Raw genomic sequence first — 17788 nt, 5'->3', positions numbered from 1 at the left:
AAAAAGTTGTAGGGTGGGCATTGTCCACCTTTCAATTTTGGATTTTAGATTTTAGATTGTGAAATTAAGCTGGTAAATGATGTCGAATTATGACATTGAAGCACTACGTTTTCTAATGAGTAAACGCAACCTTAATTCTGTTAAATATCCCGTACTAATGACGGAAGCCCAAATGGAACAGATGGAAGCTATCCGACGCAAAATCAATGAAGATTCGTGAACTACCACACACCTATCCTTATAGCTCTTGTTCCCTATTCTCTATTCCCTCTTGTACGGAAAATCCAAAAAAATTAATCCCCACCCGGTTGAACAAGTTTACCAATATTAAAATCTATTCTTGTCCAACCTTTTATCATAAGCAAGTTTTTCAACAATAGTAAAGGAATTTGCCAGTGATGCACCATTAAAAATGGTAGAGAATCGTTAAATGTGTAAATTGCGTCAGTACCTCTCAACATATCCTTAATCCAATTTCCCAATTGATCGAAAGAACGCACTTCATTCAGTCGCCAAAATTCATGATACGTCCAATAAGTCGGTTTGCTGTCGGGTAATGCTTGTAAAGGTTCTGCGATCGCTTCTTTACTTAGATAAGCATCAGCTGCCTGTTGCAGTTGGTCGTGAAATATGGTAATAGCAGAATGAGTGCGGGGATTACATTCAATTGCGTAAACATTACCATCTTCAGCTTCGATAAAGTCAAAAGAAAGTTGTCCGGTAACTCCCAATTCCTTAATAAAGTGCGTTACCCATTCGCGAATTTTTGGATGTTCTACGTTTTCGTAGTTGACTTGAAAAGCTGAAGATTCACAACAACAATGCAGTCTTACCACACCATCCCGAACAGTACTATGAGTACAGTATTCTTTGCCAGGAATAAACTCCTGCATTATCCAAGGTTTTTGGGGAGTAATTGGTAAACTTTGCACGAAAGCTGCGGTTTCCTCGGTCGTATCGCAAGGAAGCTTGGTTAAATCCAAACGTCTTACTGAATCATAAGGAATACTTTTAATAATATATTTGCGTGATTCCCCTGAAAAATCAAAATTTAAAACTTGTTCCGCAGAAGTTATTTTAAAAGATTTAGGAACAGATAAACCAAAGCTGCGGGCTTTTTCGCTAAAGGCAAATTTATCATCAAGCATTTCACAAGTAGCAGCATCGACATGAAACACCTCGCAATGTTGGGATAGCGCTTGTTTCGCTAAAGCATCGTAGTAGCTAGCAACTGGACTTGTGACGGGAATATAAATATCAATATTTTCTTGTTTAACAATATCTATCAAAGCTTGGTTATAAATTTGTGAATCTTTTTCTGGGACGGGAGTTGTATAAAATTTATCTACAGCTTGAGAAAAACGATGACCAGATAACCAATATTTATGAGTTTCAGTTAACACCACTTTATGCCCTGCGGCATGAAAAAATCGAGCCAACTGTAGTGCTTTCGTCATTTTTCCACCACTAATAAGAATATTTTTCTTTTCAGCAGCTTTCAACGTTGTCTGTTTCTTTTGAAAAGGAGCGATTAATGTATTTATTAATAGCGATACAAAAACAATAGTGGCGTTAATTGGTAGCGCTAACAAAAGTAAAGCTAGAGTAGCTAGGTTTTGCATCAACGCAACAAAACGCATTCCAAAAGAAACAGAAATAGATTGTGCCATTGTCTAAGGAGTAGGGAATAGGGAATAGAAAAAAGGTTTTAATCCAAATTACGTAATAGTAATGAGAAAGACCACTAGTACTCCACCACATTAAAATAATTCGTAATTCGTAATTCGTAATTCGTAATTGAGTTTTGCAACGGGGATTTTACCCCGACGCAAAACGTGCTGCTTGTAGAAGCAGGGGACTTTAACCCCCAAAGTTGGTTAAATATGATGGATAAGATATTGGTAGTGGGAGCGTCTCGCTCCCTGGTGGTAACGAGCGTTCACGAAGTGTGCGCTTCGCGCACACTTCGTGAGTCTGCGCTTACGCACACGCACTACGTTAACCTCTCATAACTTATGTGGTGAAGTACTAGTACTTCGCCACATTAATTTTGCGGGGTAAGAAATTCGTAGTGGGAGCGTCTCGCTCCCTGGTGGTAACGAGCGAGCGGGACGCTTGCGCTTCGCGCACACTTCGTGAACGCACTACGTTAACCTCTCATAACTTATGTGGTGGTGACTAGTAATTCGCCACATTAATTTTGATGGGTAAAATTTTCGTAGTGCGACCATCTTGGTCGCTCGTTACAATTAGCGAGCGTCCCGCGATATTTCTACCACGAGCGAGCGGGACGCTCGCACTACGCTAACTCCCCAGAACTTATGTGGTGGACTACTAGTAGTCTGGCAATCTAAAAAAGCGGAGTAATCGGAAAAAAATCTACTCCCTATCTTGGGTTGAGAAGTCGGATTTTTAAAATAAGTACCTGTAATATTACAAATTTTATAAAAACCCGCCTTCTGATGATTGGATTAATTCCGTCGAACTCACATTAATCTAACCTGCGGATGATACTTAAACCATCCCTTACTGGTAAAAGCACCTGTTCGACACGTCGATCAGCAGCGACGACGCGGTTAAATTCGGCGATCGCCTTTCCGTTAGCGGTACGTTCTGCTTCACTCAAATAAGGCTGTCCCTGAAGCAATGTGTTATCAACGCAGATAAACCCGCATGAGGCTAACAAGTTTTTCTCTAACAGAGTATGAAAATAATCTACGTACCCTGCTTTGTCCGCATCAATAAACACGAAGTCAAAGGATTGTCCTGCTGCGGCGAGTTTATCCAAAGTTTCTTGCGCTGGTCCGACTTCTACCTGGATTTTATCGCCGTGAGGAGATTCGCGAAAAGCCGCTTTCCCAAACTCTGCTGTATAGGAATCAACTTCACAAGCAATTAGTTGACCGTCTGCGGGTAGTGCTTCTGCCATTGCTAAGGCAGAATAGCCCGTAAACATCCCGATTTCCAGTACTCGTTTGGCTTTAGTCATGTGGATAAACATTTTTAACGTTTGTCCTTCTATATGACCCGAAAGCATTTCCTGTTCTAGCGCGACGACTGTTTCCCCTTTGTGAAAGCGGTTACTCCACTCCTCACGGGCTGTCTTATCCGCAAGAGCCTTTAAAGCTGCCGATTCAGGAGTAGTACATTCTTCTAAATAAGGGTCTAAACTCGACGCTAAACGGGAAACAAAGTCAAGCTTTTGTTTAATTTCTGCTGGCAATTCTCGATCCAATGCTTGCACTATGGCTTCTAGTTCCTGTGCCAATATCCCTATAGGTGTAACGGGTCTGGCTACGGGTTTGTTAATAACTCCTTTCATGAGTTTTCACTCCCTACGAGTTCTGATTCTAATTCGGAATAAACCGGGTAAACATCAACACCTTTACCACTACGAGGGAATTTCTGACAAATCTTTTTGTGTTCTGCTAAAGCTTCAGCTAGTTCTTCGCGAGTTAGGTCGTTAGCAAAGAAGCATTCACCGATTGGTTTAGGCATTGCGGCTCTTTGTTTACCGTCTCTTGTTAGAGAAATAGACTCCGTAGCTTGCCATAACAATTCTTCTTCCAATAAAGGATGATCCAAAGAAAGTCCAATCCGGCTCATTGTCCCTAAAATACGGTCTCTATCTTCTGCGCTGATATAGCCTCTAATTGAAGCAATAGTTGCAGATAGAGCCATGTCTATATTGACTGCATGACCGTGGAAAATAGGCACTTGGGGTGCTAATTCTAAGGTCGGACTCCAACTGTGACCGTAAGCTATAACTCTATCTAGCTCTAATTCGTGGAGATTGGGTACTTCGTATTCCAACATTTTCTTGATGGCTTTATAAGTTACCTCGCGAGCAATTTCTTTAGTTTCGTCTGTCGCATCAATATTACCGAAGTGGGTGCGAAGCAGTTCTTCACCGTATTTATCCAACAAATCAAATACTTCTTTATGACCGACTACGGCAATTTTTACTAATTCTGCCATCCCGTTACGTACTTGGTCTGTAGGTAAGGTACCTAAGAAGGAGAAATCTAGAAATACTTTAGATGAAGCATGGTAAGCACCCAGACGATTTTTAAGCTTTTTATGGTTTACCGCTACCTTGATTGCAACACTAGCGTCAACCAAACCAATCAAACTAGTAGGGATGCGGATGTAGTTACTCTTCCGACGGTAAGACGAGCAAGCAAAACCCGCAACATCCGTTACCAATCCACCACCAATTACTAAAACAGGCTCTTTACGAACTAGTTTAAAGTCAGCGAATGCGTCTATAATCTTCTCGAAAGTTTGGATTGTTTTATTTGGTTCGGTAATAGTTATGGGAAAAGCAGTTACGTCGATATCGTAATGCTCGAAGTACTGCTTCATTTTCTTACCGTAGTGCTTGTAGACGTTAGAATCTATTACGGCTAAACAACGTCCAAATTTTTGATAACATTCCGCTAATTCTGGATTTTCTGTGTTGAAAACTCCATCCACATACACAAGGCTATACTCAATCTTTTCGTAAGCTTCTATATGAAAAGCGGATTCAGTAGCTGATAATTTTGACTGAACGATACTCATGGTTGTTACCTAATGGTGATGAAAACTTTTACTTGTAAATGTGCATTAAATTATCTACCCTAAGTGGTAGATTGTGCAGAGATTTATCCGCAATCTGCGACGATCGCTCACCTCTAATTCAAATAAGTAAGAGGTTAATTTCTATCTTAAGAATGCATACTATTTAAATTTCATATGCTTATCCGGGATGAAAAATCAAAACGCATAGAAACAATATAGTTAAGCAAAAATCGTCTGAAATCTTTACCAATTTTCAAGACTTCTAAGATAGTTTGGGACAACTGCATAGCGTTCCTTTCGGTTTCAACCTGCGATGGTAACTATAATTAATTGCGGGAAAAAAGGCTTGTGTGACTTTAAGACTGGACTAACCAGCAAGTCAAGCAGTGTAAATTAACCGCTCAAATCGACGAAGAAATAGACCACTTTATTACAGTACCATTCGTTAAACATTATTAAACAAACACCACAAAACAAAATTTTTAGTTATTTCCAGTAAACAAGCTTGGCTTCCACTTCGTTGAATAGCCAAATTTATCTCAATACCGAAATATAGCTTCACTTGTTTTTACTAAGAGGGCAATATTCAAAATATCAAAGCAATATTAGCTATGAATTCGGATCGCTTTATCGATCGCTTACACGAATTTATTTAATCCTCCGAAATGTTTTGCCGCAAATATGGGAAAATAATCGACCGTGGCAAAAAGCTCCTCTCGACATCCAGGCTTGTGCTTGAGATTGCAGCCTAGATTTACATTCAAGGAAGGGTCTGATGGGTTGTTGATTATCGCAGACTTAAACATTCCTTTTCAACCTTGAAGCTAGACATTAACAGAAGTTATCTTGAGTGCTTGTAGTAACCAGTTTTGCAAAAAATATAGCTCCTATCAAAATGTTCGATCAGATAATACTAGTTGCTGGCTAAACAAGCATTATTCAGAAAAAATACTTTATGTGACAAATCAATCGTTATAGCCGATAGCTAGCTCGTATACGGTTCGTAAAACTGCGAGCAATGTCCAGTATTCTGTATCGTACAGCAATTCTTCGGAACAATACAAGACGTTAAAATTGACCCTAGAAACAAGTAATTTACCAAGATAGGTTCTTTGTTAACTTATGTTGTAATTTTCACTGTATCAAAAATTGGATTAAAAGTGTCAATTTTTTGTTTTGAATAAAAAAAATATTTTTGAGTGGTCAGAGTGAAAGAAACTTAACGAAAGTACCACAACTATCTAAAGTATGGATTATATCAGACTTTAGACTGATTTTTGTTTTATTTATGAATTTTACAAAAATTTGAAAATTTAAGATGATTTGAAATTAAATAATTACAATATCAAACAATATATGGTATCAGACATTATGCTATTTTTTCTTTTTTAAAAAAAATTATAATTTAAAATAATTTTGATAAATCTGAATATAATGTCTCCTTAATCAATATTTAATAAATTGCGAGTAAAGAATGGGGAGAAGAGAATAAAAAAAGACAGGTGCTTTACCTGTCTCAAAACTTTCTTAAAATTAATAATTCAAATTGATGGTTAACATTAAAAGTTCATTTCAGCGGCTTGAACTTTCTCAACCTGCTTCTTCTTGAGGACAAGCATAATTTGAGCCATCATTGTCAGAGCTACAAATGCCATTAACCATCTAACTCTGCCTGCGCTTTGCAGTACTATCTCTGTATCGTGTTGACCAAAACCACCTACATTTGGATTGTTGGTTAAAGCTTCACCCGCTTCTACTGCTTGTCCTTCGGAAACAATTAATTGTGGACCTGCGGGAATTGTAGTAGTAACGGTTTCTCCGTTTGCGGCTTGAACATCTACAGCATATTTTACGCCACCAAAATCATCTTCTTCTTTAGCAATTTTGGTAATTGTACCAGCGGATTTGGTTACAAAAACGTTATTATTGCTATTTTCGCCGGTGGGGTAAACTTGTCCGCGTCCTCGGTTTCCACCAACGTGAACTGCGTATTTACCGAACTGGATATTCTTGTCAGTTGCGGGGTTGGGAGAAAGAATTGGAAAAACAATTTCTTGATATTGTTCCCCGGGTAAGGGACCAACTATATAGATGTTATCTTTGTCTTCACCGTAAGGTTGGAAGTAAACATCTCCGACTTCTTCTTTTAACTCTTCGGGAATGCGTTCGGGTGGAGCAAGTTTAAAGCCTTCGGGTAACATTAATACGGCACCAACATTTAAACCTACCTTGGAACCGTCCGCACCCACTTGTTTGAGGTTGGTATCGTAAGGAATTTTGACTACCGCTTTAAATACGGTATCCGGTAGAACTGACTGAGGTACTTCTACATCTGTAATTTTTTCAGCTAAGTGACAATTGGCACAGACAATCCGCCCTGTAGGTTCTCTAGGGGTTTCCGGATAGGCTGCTTGCGCCCAAAAAGGGTAAGCTGCTGCTGCTTGGGGAAGTGCTAAATCACTGGTGAAGAAAAATGTCACCGTGGCGATCGCCACCAGCAATGTTCTGGAAATCGCCTTAAATGCGCGATTTAACCTTGTGGTACAAGTATTTCTCATCTCTATTAGGAATTCATGGGTAATTAGTCAGCAGTTTTAGCTTTGATCAGAACGATGGGCTACTAGCGTTCAAAATTGATTATCGGTTGTGTTGCGTATCAAGGATAAATCAACAACTGATAATTGATAATTGTTTAAGCCCACCAAGGTTCTTCGTCGGTACGGAAGTCAGTTTCAGTCCAAGGAGTAAGCACCATATTGTCGTCCTGTACTGCTACATGACTTAATGCTAAAGATAACGGTGCGGGGCCTCGGACTACCTTACCAGTAGCATCATACTGGGAACCGTGACAGGGACACTTAAATTTATTTTCCGCAATGTTCCAAGGTACAACGCAACCTAAGTGAGTACAAATAGCATTGATGCCATAATCTTGAATTGATTCACTGCCATCGACCACAATGTATGTAGGGTCGCCCTTTAGTCCCTGTACCAAAACGCGATCGCCAACATTATGCTTGTCTAAAAACTCAGAAACTGCAACAGTGTCGCCTAGTTCGTTCTTAGCTGTGGTACCACCACCAGCACCACCACTCGAAGGCGGAATAAAATACTTGATAACGGGATACAATACTCCCAGAGCGACCCCGGTAACAGTTCCGAAAGTTAGAAGATTCATGAATTGGCGACGACCCATATCGGGTACGTCAGTTGATTCAGAAAATTGAGCCATAATCTACGTCTTCAAGGTTGTTTTTGTTAATTTTTTGACTTGAGTTCTGTTAGTTGAGAAACTCTTGTCTGGTATGCCCATGCCCTATCGCAATGCTAGATTATCTTTTTTCAAGATTTTCTAACATTCTTTTTCTTAGCATTACATTTCTTTATGTTCCTATCATACTGGAGTTACGGAACTTCACATCATTACTAAATGTAAAATCTCCGAAAAGTAAAGCTATGACAGGACAAGATTTACGTCAAATATTACTCGATAAGTGGGGACGTTCTTATGATGTCCAGTTACGTCGAACGCAAGGTAAACTATTTCTACAGGTAATGTGGAAATATTTAGAGCAGGCTTCGTTTCCTTTGAATGAGAATGAATACCTAGAACATTTGGATACTATTGCAACTTATCTTGATGGGATGGGTGGAACCAAACAGGTACAAGAGTTTATTCAGGAAACGCGAGAACGTCCGCGACTGGGTAAAGCTGTGAGTGTGCCTTTGGATTTAGGCGATCGCACTTCTGAATGGATATTATAGCTTTTAATTCGAGGTAATAGTACAGCATATTTCCTGATTATTTCTCGTTAAATGAGAGATAGTTTTTTGGGGAAATTTTTCTGATGTTAAGAGATATTTTTATTAATTATTATTCGTATTACCCGGCGGTTGAAACCGCGTCTACACAAGCGAAACCCGCCTGCGCGGGTTAGGAATTATTCGGTATTACCTGGCGGTTGAAACCGCTGCTACATAGGCAAAACCCGCCTGCGCGGGTTGGGGAATTATTCTTATAACCGGCGGTTGAAACCGCATCTACACAAGCGAAACCCGCCTGCGCGGGTTGGGGAATTATTAGATTATCTGGCGGTTTAAACCCACTTCGTGGGTTGTGAATTATTAGTCCACGGAGGTGGACTTTGCTTGTGTAGATGCGAATTCATTCGCCGTTTACTTTAATGATTTTCCCAACACTAATTTCTACTTTCTCAAAATATACTTAGCTAATTTGCATTATTTACCGATTAACTTAACTAGACCGATTCCACCAAAGTATAATCCTAGAACTGCTCCTGCTAAAAGACTTTGAGTCAACGGGTCTGTTGAAGGTGTAAGCACGGCTCCCAAAACTACCGCTCCCATTATGACCAAACGCCACCCAGAAAGCATCATTTTAGAAGAGACAATATTCAAGGCACCAAGTAACAGTTGAACAACGGGAATTTGAAATGCTAAACCCGTACTAAATAGCAGTAACAAAACAAATTCAAAATATTTATCAATTGACCAGCTTTGTTCTACAACATCCGCACCATAGGTGATGAAAAAATTCAAAGCTGCGGGAATTAGCGCCAAATAAGCAAATACTAATCCTGATAAAAATAGGACTGTAGAACCCATAAATACGGGTATAAGTAAACGACGCTCCCTTCTAGTTAATCCCGGTAAAACAAATTGAACTATTTGATATAAAACAAAGGGACTAGCTAAAACTAAACCAGTATAACCAGCAACTTTAATAGATACGAAAAAATATTCACCGGGAGCGAGTTGCAGGAATTTAACTCCTTGAGCCGGTATTTCCAGTAGTTGGACAATTTGTTTGACAAAAACAAAACAGGCGATCGCGCTTAGCACCACAACTATTAGCGAATAAAAAATCCGCCGTCGCAATTCTTCTAAATGGTCAAACAACGACATTTCTACTTCACCAGGTAGTTCGTCAAGAACATCTTGTGAAGTCGCATCAACGTCGATATCTGTTTTCGTAGCGGTTTCTGCTTCTTGAGAACGAGTCATATTGAATTAGCGAACGGTGAACAGTTAATTAACAGTTTAAAGTTGGGCATGGGGGATTGGAAGATAATTAGGGGGTAAAATGCGGACGGTATAAATATTTCCATAACTCTTAACTCCTAATTCCTAACTCCTAACTAAATTTTCCTCTCTTGATAAATTTTCGTCCGGTTTTCCAGAATTTGCTCTGGATAAGTTATCAAGATGTAAGTTGATTTACATTTACTTTACTCTGCCTTTCAAGTCTGCTTGTTAAAGAGGGAATCTACTATGGTGTAACCTACAATACTACTTGAGGTTAAGGATGAATAGTACAGTTTGTTGCGCCCTGTTGGCATTACCTGCGATCGGATGGAATACTTTCGGTAGCTTTACTAATAGTAATAGTTTACAACTTTTCGATAACGGATCTAAAATTACTGATGTTGTGACTGGTGTGATTATTCGACCATATTTATCAACATTTCAAATATCGGCTAGAGATGACCAAATCAAAGATTGTCTTCGTTCGGGAAACTGTAAGAATTAATGCATTATTATTTTTAATTCTCAGTTAATGTGTTTTATCTAATAATTTGTGTAATTATTTTCACAATCATTTCTTTATTTAGCTATTTTTACTTATATCAACTAAATTTTGCTTAGATATTTTTACTTAATTTTAGTTGTTTGTTGCAGTATTTAAGAAGCCTCATTTAATTGCACCGGGAAATCAGGAAAAGAAGGGTAGAGATTATCATTCTAAATCATTAATTAGAATGTAATGGCAGATGCCATTTTTGATGTAATTCTGGGTTTTATTATAGTCAAAGTTCATTTTTATGAGCTAAATTTAGCTAATGTTGTAGTTAATTATTTTGGCTTTTTAGTATCTAATAAACTATTTTGGAGCTAATTTTCTACAATATATTAGTGGTATTTACGATTAACTATAATGTTTAATTACGGATCGGTTTTTAGATCTGTGATATCGTAACATCTAAAGTATAGATTATAGCTACCATTTGAATAAAGCTGATTAGTATGAAAAATAGCGATATTCATCAATATTTATAGCTACTATCTAAAAATGGTTGTAGGGTAATCTTTTCCAATATCGTCTGGCGACTATAAGTCGAGTCTACACAAACGAAACCGGGCTGCATGGGTATGAATCATTAGTCTACGCAGGTGGACAATGAACGGTGTAGTAGCGTTTATAACCGCTGGTAACTTATTATTTAGATATTAAAAAAAATGAATATTTCTGTAACTATTTTATCAAAACATTAGCAAATAAAGAATATTTATAAATCCGGAATCATCGATTTCTAATTTGTATAAGAAGTGAAAATCACTCGATAGAAAATTATCCCAGTTATGTAAATCTCGTCTTTTAAATAAAGCGAGTCGTCGTTTTTTATGCTCCTAAACTTAGAAAGATTTTATCAAGCGTGTAATCCCAGCCAACCTCTAGTAATGGGTGATGCTGATGCTCGACGATATTATATTGATTTCGCTGCGGTAAGGGGTGGAAAAATTATTGAAGCGCTACGAAGAACTATTACTACAATATCACCAGATACACCTACAACTCAATTATTTACCGGACATATTGGCTGCGGTAAATCTACGGAATTACTACGATTAAAAGCGGAATTAGAACTAAATAAATTTCACGTCGTCTATTTTGAATCCACCCATGTTTTGGAAATGGTAGACTTAGATATTACTGATATTTTTCTGGCGATCGCAGGACAAGTTTCTCAAAGTCTAGAGGAGATAAATATTAGCTTGAAACCTTCTTATTTTGCAAAGTTATTTGGCGAAATTGTCGATTTCTTGCAAACACCAATTGATTTGGAGATAGAAGGTGAATTATCGGTAGGAATTGCGAAAATTACGACTAAAACTAAGGAAAGTCCCCAGCTACGACGACGGTTAAGGGATTATTTGGAACCGCGAACTTTAAATATTTTGCACTCTATCAATCATGAGTTATTAGAACGTGCTAATAAGCAACTCAAAGCTAGAGGTAAAAGAGGATTGGTGGTAATTGTTGATAATCTCGACCGGGTAGCAATTAGACCTTTACCGTCGGGACGTTCTCTACCGGAATATTTGTTTATTGATCGCGGTGAACAATTACGCAAACTTAATTGTCATATGGTTTATACGATACCTTTGGGTTTAACTTTTTCCAACGATAGCGCTCAATTACAGCATCGTTTGGGTGGTGGTGTCGCACCAAAAGTTTTACCAATGATACCCGTGCGTACACGTAATGGTGAAATTTTTATTCCTGGATTGGATAGTTTGCGACAAATGGTATTAGCAAGGGCTTTTCCTACTATAAATCAACAAGAAAGGTTACATTTTGTCACAGAACTATTTGACAGTCCCGAAACTTTGGATAGATTGTGTTTAATTAGTGGTGGTCATGTACGAGACTTGCTAGGATTGCTGTTTGATTGTATCAGGGAACAAGACCCACCTTTTAATAAAGAATGTGTGGAGTTGGTAATTCAAAGACATCGCGATTATCGAGCTAACGCAATTGATTCTCCGGAATGGGAATTAATCTTTCAAGTAGTACAGCAACAGCGAGTTAGAGGCGATATTGAATATCATACTTTGTTACGCAGCTTGTTTGTATTTGAGTATCGCGACCATCAAGGAGTGTGGTTTGCTGTCAACCCAGTTTTAGTAGAAACCCAAAATTTTAAATCATGGTTGGAACAACAAAACAATCAGATTTAGTCGCTGCTAAAGAGAACGCTTTGAGAAGTTTAACGCGAGCTATTACTCTTTCTCGCGGTGAATTTTCTCTAGTATTAGTTTGTTGTAATTATCAGGTTTTACAAAAGCAAATATTAACGCAACTCCAAGAAAATTTAGGCAATAATTACTTACTGCACAAAGTAAAATTACCTGTTCATGCAAGAAGTTTATACACCACAATTCACACAAAAATAGTCGAAGCTGACTCAAAAAAAAACCAAAATCCTCAGATAGCTTTAATGATTTTGGGTTTAGAATCTGTCAATGGACTTGATGATTTATTAAGCAGTATCAACCATGTACGGGATGAATTTCGCAAAAAACATCCTTTCCCAATGGTGCTGTGGGTCAACGAAGAAGTATTGCGAAAATTGCGACGATTAGCACCAGATTTTGCAAATTGGGCTGCAACACCGATTAAATTTGAAATGACAACAGCCCAGTTAATGCAATTTTTGCAACAGGAAACCGACTCATTATTTACTACAGTTTTAAATATTGCCGCAACAAGAGAAAAAGCATCTCAAATTAACCAGGAATTTCCGCAAAAAGTAAATAGAAAATCATCTGAAGATCGTGAATGTACATTAGAACAAGTTTGGCAGCATAGCAATGAATTGCATCACGCTATCAAAGATTTACAAACTCGTGGAATCAATTTAACCCCAGAATTAGAAGCTAGTTTACAATTTGTGTTTGGTTTAGACGAATACGTTAAAGACTGCATAGAAAACGCGATCGGTCACTTTCGTAAAAGTTATCAATCAATTATCAACGATCAAAAAACAGATGAAGTAGAAGGAGTATTTTTTACTTCTTCGGTTTCTCCTTCTCCTTCGGAGACGCTTCGCGAACACCACTTCTCTCAACGGAGGGAGACGACCCACGAGAGTGGATTCACCATCTCCCCATCCCCCCATCCCCCCATCCCTCCATCCCCTCACCTCCTTCATCAAGGAGTAATTCTCTTCTACTTGGGTTTATGTTTTTATCAATTAGCTGAACGAAATCATGGTGAACAATATTTTAATTGGAAATCTGCTGTGAGTTACTTTGAGCAATGTTTAGAAGTCTTTGAACTTGCAGAACGTCCGATTTTGGTGTCGCAGTTTATCGGACAGCTAAGTGAAGTTTTGCAGCAACTTCAAGATTGGAATCATCTGGAGTTAATTGCTCAAAAGTCTTTAGAATTGCATCAACAATATGGTAATTATACTCAACTTGCTTGTGATTGCGGTTATTTAGCGGATGTAGCGCTGCAAAAGTCGGAGTGGAAGCAAGCTAGTAAATATGCTCAAGCATCACTGTTTTATTTAGCGTCAGCAAAAACTAACTATACACATGAAAGTTTATTTCCGTTGCTGTTGGAGCAAATTTATCAACTGGTATTAGTGAAAGCGCTGCGGTATTTGAGTGAGGAAAAAGCTGCTCAACAACATTTGGAAAATGCCACTCAGAAATTGGCGATCGCACTGGAAAGCGACTATCGTTATGATGCTCATCGCTATATTCGACTGTTGCGAAGATTGCGATCGCTATATTATGAATCGGGTAAATATTTAGAAGCTTTTTTTATTCGGGGTAAACGACGTTCGGTAGAACAACAGTATGGTTTACGTGCTTTTATTGGTGCGGGTCGCTTACAACCCCAAATCCAAGCGAAAAATCCGGTGTTAGTTTCACCTACGAAAAATATAGATGTTGCTTTAGAAATTACTGCTTCGGGTAGGGAACGGGATATTAATCTGTTAATTGGGAAGATTAGTCGTTCCGATCAAAAGTTAACTTTGATTCATGGTGAATCGGGAGTAGGTAAAAGTTCTATTGTCAATGCTGGGTTAGTACCAGCTTTACAAAATAGACCGATCGGCGATCAAATTGCAGTACCTGTAGTAATACAAGTTTATACCGATTGGGTACGGGAGTTGGGTAAGTCTTTTAGTGAAGCAATGTTTGCGGATAAATTACCGACTCGCTATGTTTATACCAAATTAGAAGCTCCAGCCGATCCGACTACACCGATTAAAATCGTAGATATTCTACAACAGTTACAAGAAAATGCGAATAATCATCTCATAACTGTATTGATTTTCGATCAGTTAGAAGAATTTTTCTTTGTTTGTACCGATAGACAGCAAAAAGAATTTGATAATTTTATTTGTGATTGTTTGAATATCGCTTTTGTAAAAATTATATTTTCATTAAGAGAAGATTATTTACATCATTTACTCGATTTAAAACGTTTGGCAAAACAGGATTCGATTAACAATAATATTTTAGATAAAGATATCCGCTATCAAGTTAATAATCTTTCGTCGTCAGATGCGAAAAAACTGATTCAGCAGTTAACAGAACGCTCGGAATACAATATCGAACCGGCTTTAATTGATGCTTTGGTCGAAGATTTATCCTCAGAACTGGGAGAAGTACGTCCGATTGAGTTACAGGTAGTCGGAGCGCAACTCCAAGACGAAAGAATCACTACTTTCGCAAAATACGAACCTTATCGACCGAATAAACTAATCGAGCGATATATCAAGGAAATTATTAAAGATTGCGGTGCGGAAAACGAACAAACAGCTTTATTAGTTTTATACTTATTAACCGATGAAAATCATAAACGACCTTTCAAAACCAAAGCAGAATTAGCAACTGAACTATCCGAATTAGATTCATCTAAAAAAATAGAATTAGTCTTAGAAATTTTGGTGCGTTCTGGGTTAGTAGTATTGTTTGCGGATGTTACCGAACGCTATCAATTAATTCACGATTATTTAGTGTATTTAGTCCGCTCTTTACAACAAGGAGAATTAATCCAAACTCAATTAAGACAGTTAAGAAATCAAGTACAGGAAAGAGAAGCCGAAATTACTCAACTTCATAGCGAACTCAGAAAGAAAAAGCAGTCGAAAACAGTTGATACTCAACCACACCAAAGCTCAGATTTATTTACAGAATTAAAAGAGCTTCGCAAGCGTGAAGAATTGAGTCGGATGGAAATTGAAGGACTATTAGCAGAGTTAAAACAGCAAAAGTTACAAGCTCAATTAGCAGAAAGTCAACAACAGCAAAAACTTAGTGAAGTTAAAGTTAATCGGTCTTTAAAAATAGCCCTTGCAGGTTCTATTACGGCTATTTTGGCTTTAACAGTTTCAACAATAATGTCAGTTTATTTGTGGAGACAAGCCTTAATCAGCGAAATTATAGCCGTTAGTGCATCCGCAGAAGAACTTGCTGCTTCCGGTAAAAGTTTTGATGCTTTAAAAAAAGGTTTGAAAGCTGCTAAGAAGTTTCAAGCTGCTATTTTACCCGATGACTATACAAAAGCTCAGGTAAAAACGGCTTTATATCAAGTAGTTCCCCTTCTGAGAGAAAGAGAAACTTTAAAAGGACATTCTAGTGGGGTTAATAGCGTGGCTTTTAGTCCGCTAAACTCTTTAATCGCTGATGCTAGTGCTGATAAAACTGTTAAATTATGGTATCCGGATGGCAAATTATTCCGTACATTATCCGGACATAACGATGTAGTTAATAGTGTCACTTTTAGCCCGGATGGTACTACCATTGCTTCTGCTTCCCAAGACAAAACCGTGAAACTTTGGAGCGTAGATGGGTTAAGAAATTCAACTTTATTAGGACACAAAAATGTAGTTAATAGCGTTGCTTTTAGTCCCAATGATGGAACAATTGCTTCCGGAAGTACCGATCAAACTATTAAGCTGTGGAATCGTCAAGGTCAGCTACTCAAAACATTATTTGGTCATGATGATGCGGTTTTGCAAGTTGCTTTTTCCCCCGATGGTGAAATCCTCGCTTCTGCAAGTAGCGATAAAACGATTAAACTCTGGAGCAACGGTAAAAATATTTTTACAATTAGAGGACATCGTGATGCAATTACTAGTATTTCTTGGTCAAAGGACGGTCAAATTATCGCTTCGTCAAGTTTGGACAACACAGTTAAATTGTGGAGTCGTCAAGGAAAGTTATTAAAAGTTATTCCCGCACATTCACAAGCAGTTACTGCTGTTAGTTTTAGTCCCGACAATCAAATTATTGCTACCGTCAGCACCGACAAAACCGTCAAACTTTGGCGTTGGAAAGATGGCATACTTTTAGGAACCCTCAAAGGACACAAGGATTGGGTAAATGATGTTGCTTTCAGCCCCGACGGTAAAACCTTAGCTTCCGCAAGTCGAGATAAAACGGTGAAACTTTGGTCTTGGCAAGATTTATTATTAGGAAGCTTGAAAGCTCATAATAAAGCCGTTACTAGCGTTAATTTTTCTCCCAACGGTAATTTAATTGCTTCAGCAAGCGTTGATAAAACGATTAAATTATGGACTCCAAACGGTATGCAAATCAAAACTTTACAGCCATATCAAGGGGAAATCTGGGATGTCAGCTTTAGCCCAGACGGTAAAATTTTGGCGAGTGCGGGTAAAGATAAAACTATTAAACTATGGCAAAATGACGGTAAATTAATTAATACTATTGCCGCTCATAACGATGTTGTGTTGAGCGTTGCTTGGTCTAGCAAAGGTAATATTTTTGCTTCTGCTAGTAAAGATAAAACTGTTAAATTATGGCGTATAAATGGCGAATTAGTAACTACTTTATCGGGACACAAGCAAGCCGTAAACTGGGTCAGATTTAGTTATGACGGTAAATTTATTGCTTCTGCTAGCGACGATAATACAGTTAAAATTTGGGATACATCTGGTCAATTACTACACACCTTATCGGCACACAAACGCCCTGTATTTGGCGTTGATTGGTCTACTAAAGGTAATACACTCGCTTCAGTCAGCCTTGATGGTACAGTTAAATTGTGGAATCAAAATGGTGAATTACAGCAAACTTTAATAGCAGAAGGTGAAGAATTCACGGGTGTAAGTTTCAGCCCAGATGGTAAAATTTTAGCAGCTACTAGTGCAGATAAAGTAAAACTTTGGCGGCGCGATGGTAGATTATTAATTACTTTAAAAGCAGATAAAGAAGAGTTTACCAGTATTAGCTTCAGTCCCAATAGTAAAACTTTATTAAGCGGTACCAATAGCGGGACTATAATATTAAGAGATTTAGATAATCTTACTTTTAAAAGTTTATTGAATAAAGGATGTGATGCGTTGCAAGATTATGGGCAAGGGGATGATGATTTGTGTTTGGGAAAGAGTTAGGAGTTAGGAGTTAGGAGTTAGGAGTTAGGAGTTAGGAGTTAGGAGTTAAGTACTCGTACAAAATTAATTGTATATTGTCATTGCGAGTGCAGCGAAGCGAAACGAAGCAATCGCAAGGGGTTGGGATTGCTTCACTTCGTTCGCAATGACACAAATAATTTTGCATACCCACTTAGGAGTTAGGAGTTAGGAGTTAGGAGTTAGGAGTTAGGAGTTAGGAGTTACGAGTTAGGAGTTAGGAGTTAGGAGTTAGGAGTTAGGAGTTA

General features: G+C 38.1%; 11 protein-coding genes. 5 read left to right on the top strand and 6 right to left on the bottom strand.

Going from position 1 to position 17788, the window contains the following annotated elements; translation table 11 throughout:
- Positions 1–76 precede the first annotated feature (76 nt).
- Positions 77–220, top strand: a complete 144-nt coding sequence (locus VB797_RS33020; protein ID WP_323242023.1) for a hypothetical protein — start codon at positions 77–79, stop codon at positions 218–220.
- Between the two features lie 73 nt (positions 221–293).
- On the opposite strand, the gene VB797_RS33015 is transcribed toward VB797_RS33020, so the two are convergent.
- From VB797_RS33015 to petC, 5 genes are all read right to left on the bottom strand, one after another.
- Entirely contained in the window at positions 294–1670 is a 1377-nt protein-coding gene (locus VB797_RS33015; RefSeq protein ID WP_323242022.1) for an ATP-grasp domain-containing protein, read from the bottom strand.
- A gap of 821 nt (positions 1671–2491) precedes the next feature.
- Positions 2492–3322, bottom strand: a complete 831-nt coding sequence (locus VB797_RS33010; RefSeq protein WP_323242021.1) for an O-methyltransferase — start codon at positions 3320–3322, stop codon at positions 2492–2494.
- Positions 3319–4563: a sedoheptulose 7-phosphate cyclase gene (locus VB797_RS33005; protein WP_323242020.1), complete on the bottom strand. Its 1245-nt coding sequence runs from the start codon at positions 4561–4563 to the stop codon at positions 3319–3321. The genes VB797_RS33010 and VB797_RS33005 overlap by 4 nt, the downstream gene beginning before the upstream one ends.
- Before the next feature lie 1559 nt (positions 4564–6122).
- Positions 6123–7121, bottom strand: coding sequence for a cytochrome f (gene petA / locus VB797_RS33000; protein WP_323242019.1), 999 nt, complete (start codon positions 7119–7121; stop codon positions 6123–6125).
- A gap of 134 nt (positions 7122–7255) precedes the next feature.
- Complete coding sequence (gene petC, locus VB797_RS32995) at positions 7256–7795, bottom strand: cytochrome b6-f complex iron-sulfur subunit (RefSeq protein ID WP_323242018.1); 540 nt, start codon at positions 7793–7795, stop codon at positions 7256–7258.
- A gap of 224 nt (positions 7796–8019) precedes the next feature.
- On the opposite strand from petC, the gene VB797_RS32990 reads away from it, so the two are divergent.
- Positions 8020–8328, top strand: coding sequence for a DUF3067 family protein (locus VB797_RS32990; protein ID WP_323242017.1), 309 nt, complete (start codon positions 8020–8022; stop codon positions 8326–8328).
- A gap of 474 nt (positions 8329–8802) precedes the next feature.
- On the opposite strand, the gene tatC is transcribed toward VB797_RS32990, so the two are convergent.
- Positions 8803–9588 carry a twin-arginine translocase subunit TatC gene (gene tatC / locus VB797_RS32985; protein ID WP_323242016.1) on the bottom strand — a complete coding sequence of 262 codons (786 nt, stop codon included), beginning with the start codon at positions 9586–9588 and terminating at the stop codon, positions 8803–8805.
- Positions 9589–9889: 301 nt separating this feature from the next.
- Between tatC and VB797_RS32980 the strand changes: the two genes are divergently transcribed.
- The 3 genes from VB797_RS32980 to VB797_RS32970 all read left to right on the top strand — a co-directional run bounded on the left by VB797_RS32980 (position 9890) and on the right by VB797_RS32970 (position 17522).
- A complete protein-coding gene (locus VB797_RS32980) occupies positions 9890–10114 on the top strand; it encodes a hypothetical protein (RefSeq protein ID WP_323242015.1) in 225 nt (74 codons plus the stop codon).
- A gap of 872 nt (positions 10115–10986) precedes the next feature.
- A complete protein-coding gene (locus VB797_RS32975) occupies positions 10987–12324 on the top strand; it encodes a P-loop NTPase fold protein (RefSeq protein ID WP_323242014.1) in 1338 nt (445 codons plus the stop codon).
- Positions 12294–17522, top strand: a complete 5229-nt coding sequence (locus tag VB797_RS32970) for an eIF2A-related protein (protein WP_323242013.1) — start codon at positions 12294–12296, stop codon at positions 17520–17522. The genes VB797_RS32975 and VB797_RS32970 overlap by 31 nt, the downstream gene beginning before the upstream one ends.
- Positions 17523–17788 lie beyond the last annotated feature (266 nt).

This window comes from Rivularia sp. UHCC 0363 (assembly GCF_034931125.1).
GTDB lineage: Bacteria > Cyanobacteriota > Cyanobacteriia > Cyanobacteriales > Nostocaceae > Rivularia.
This window is presented reverse-complemented; position numbering and strand designations above follow the sequence as displayed.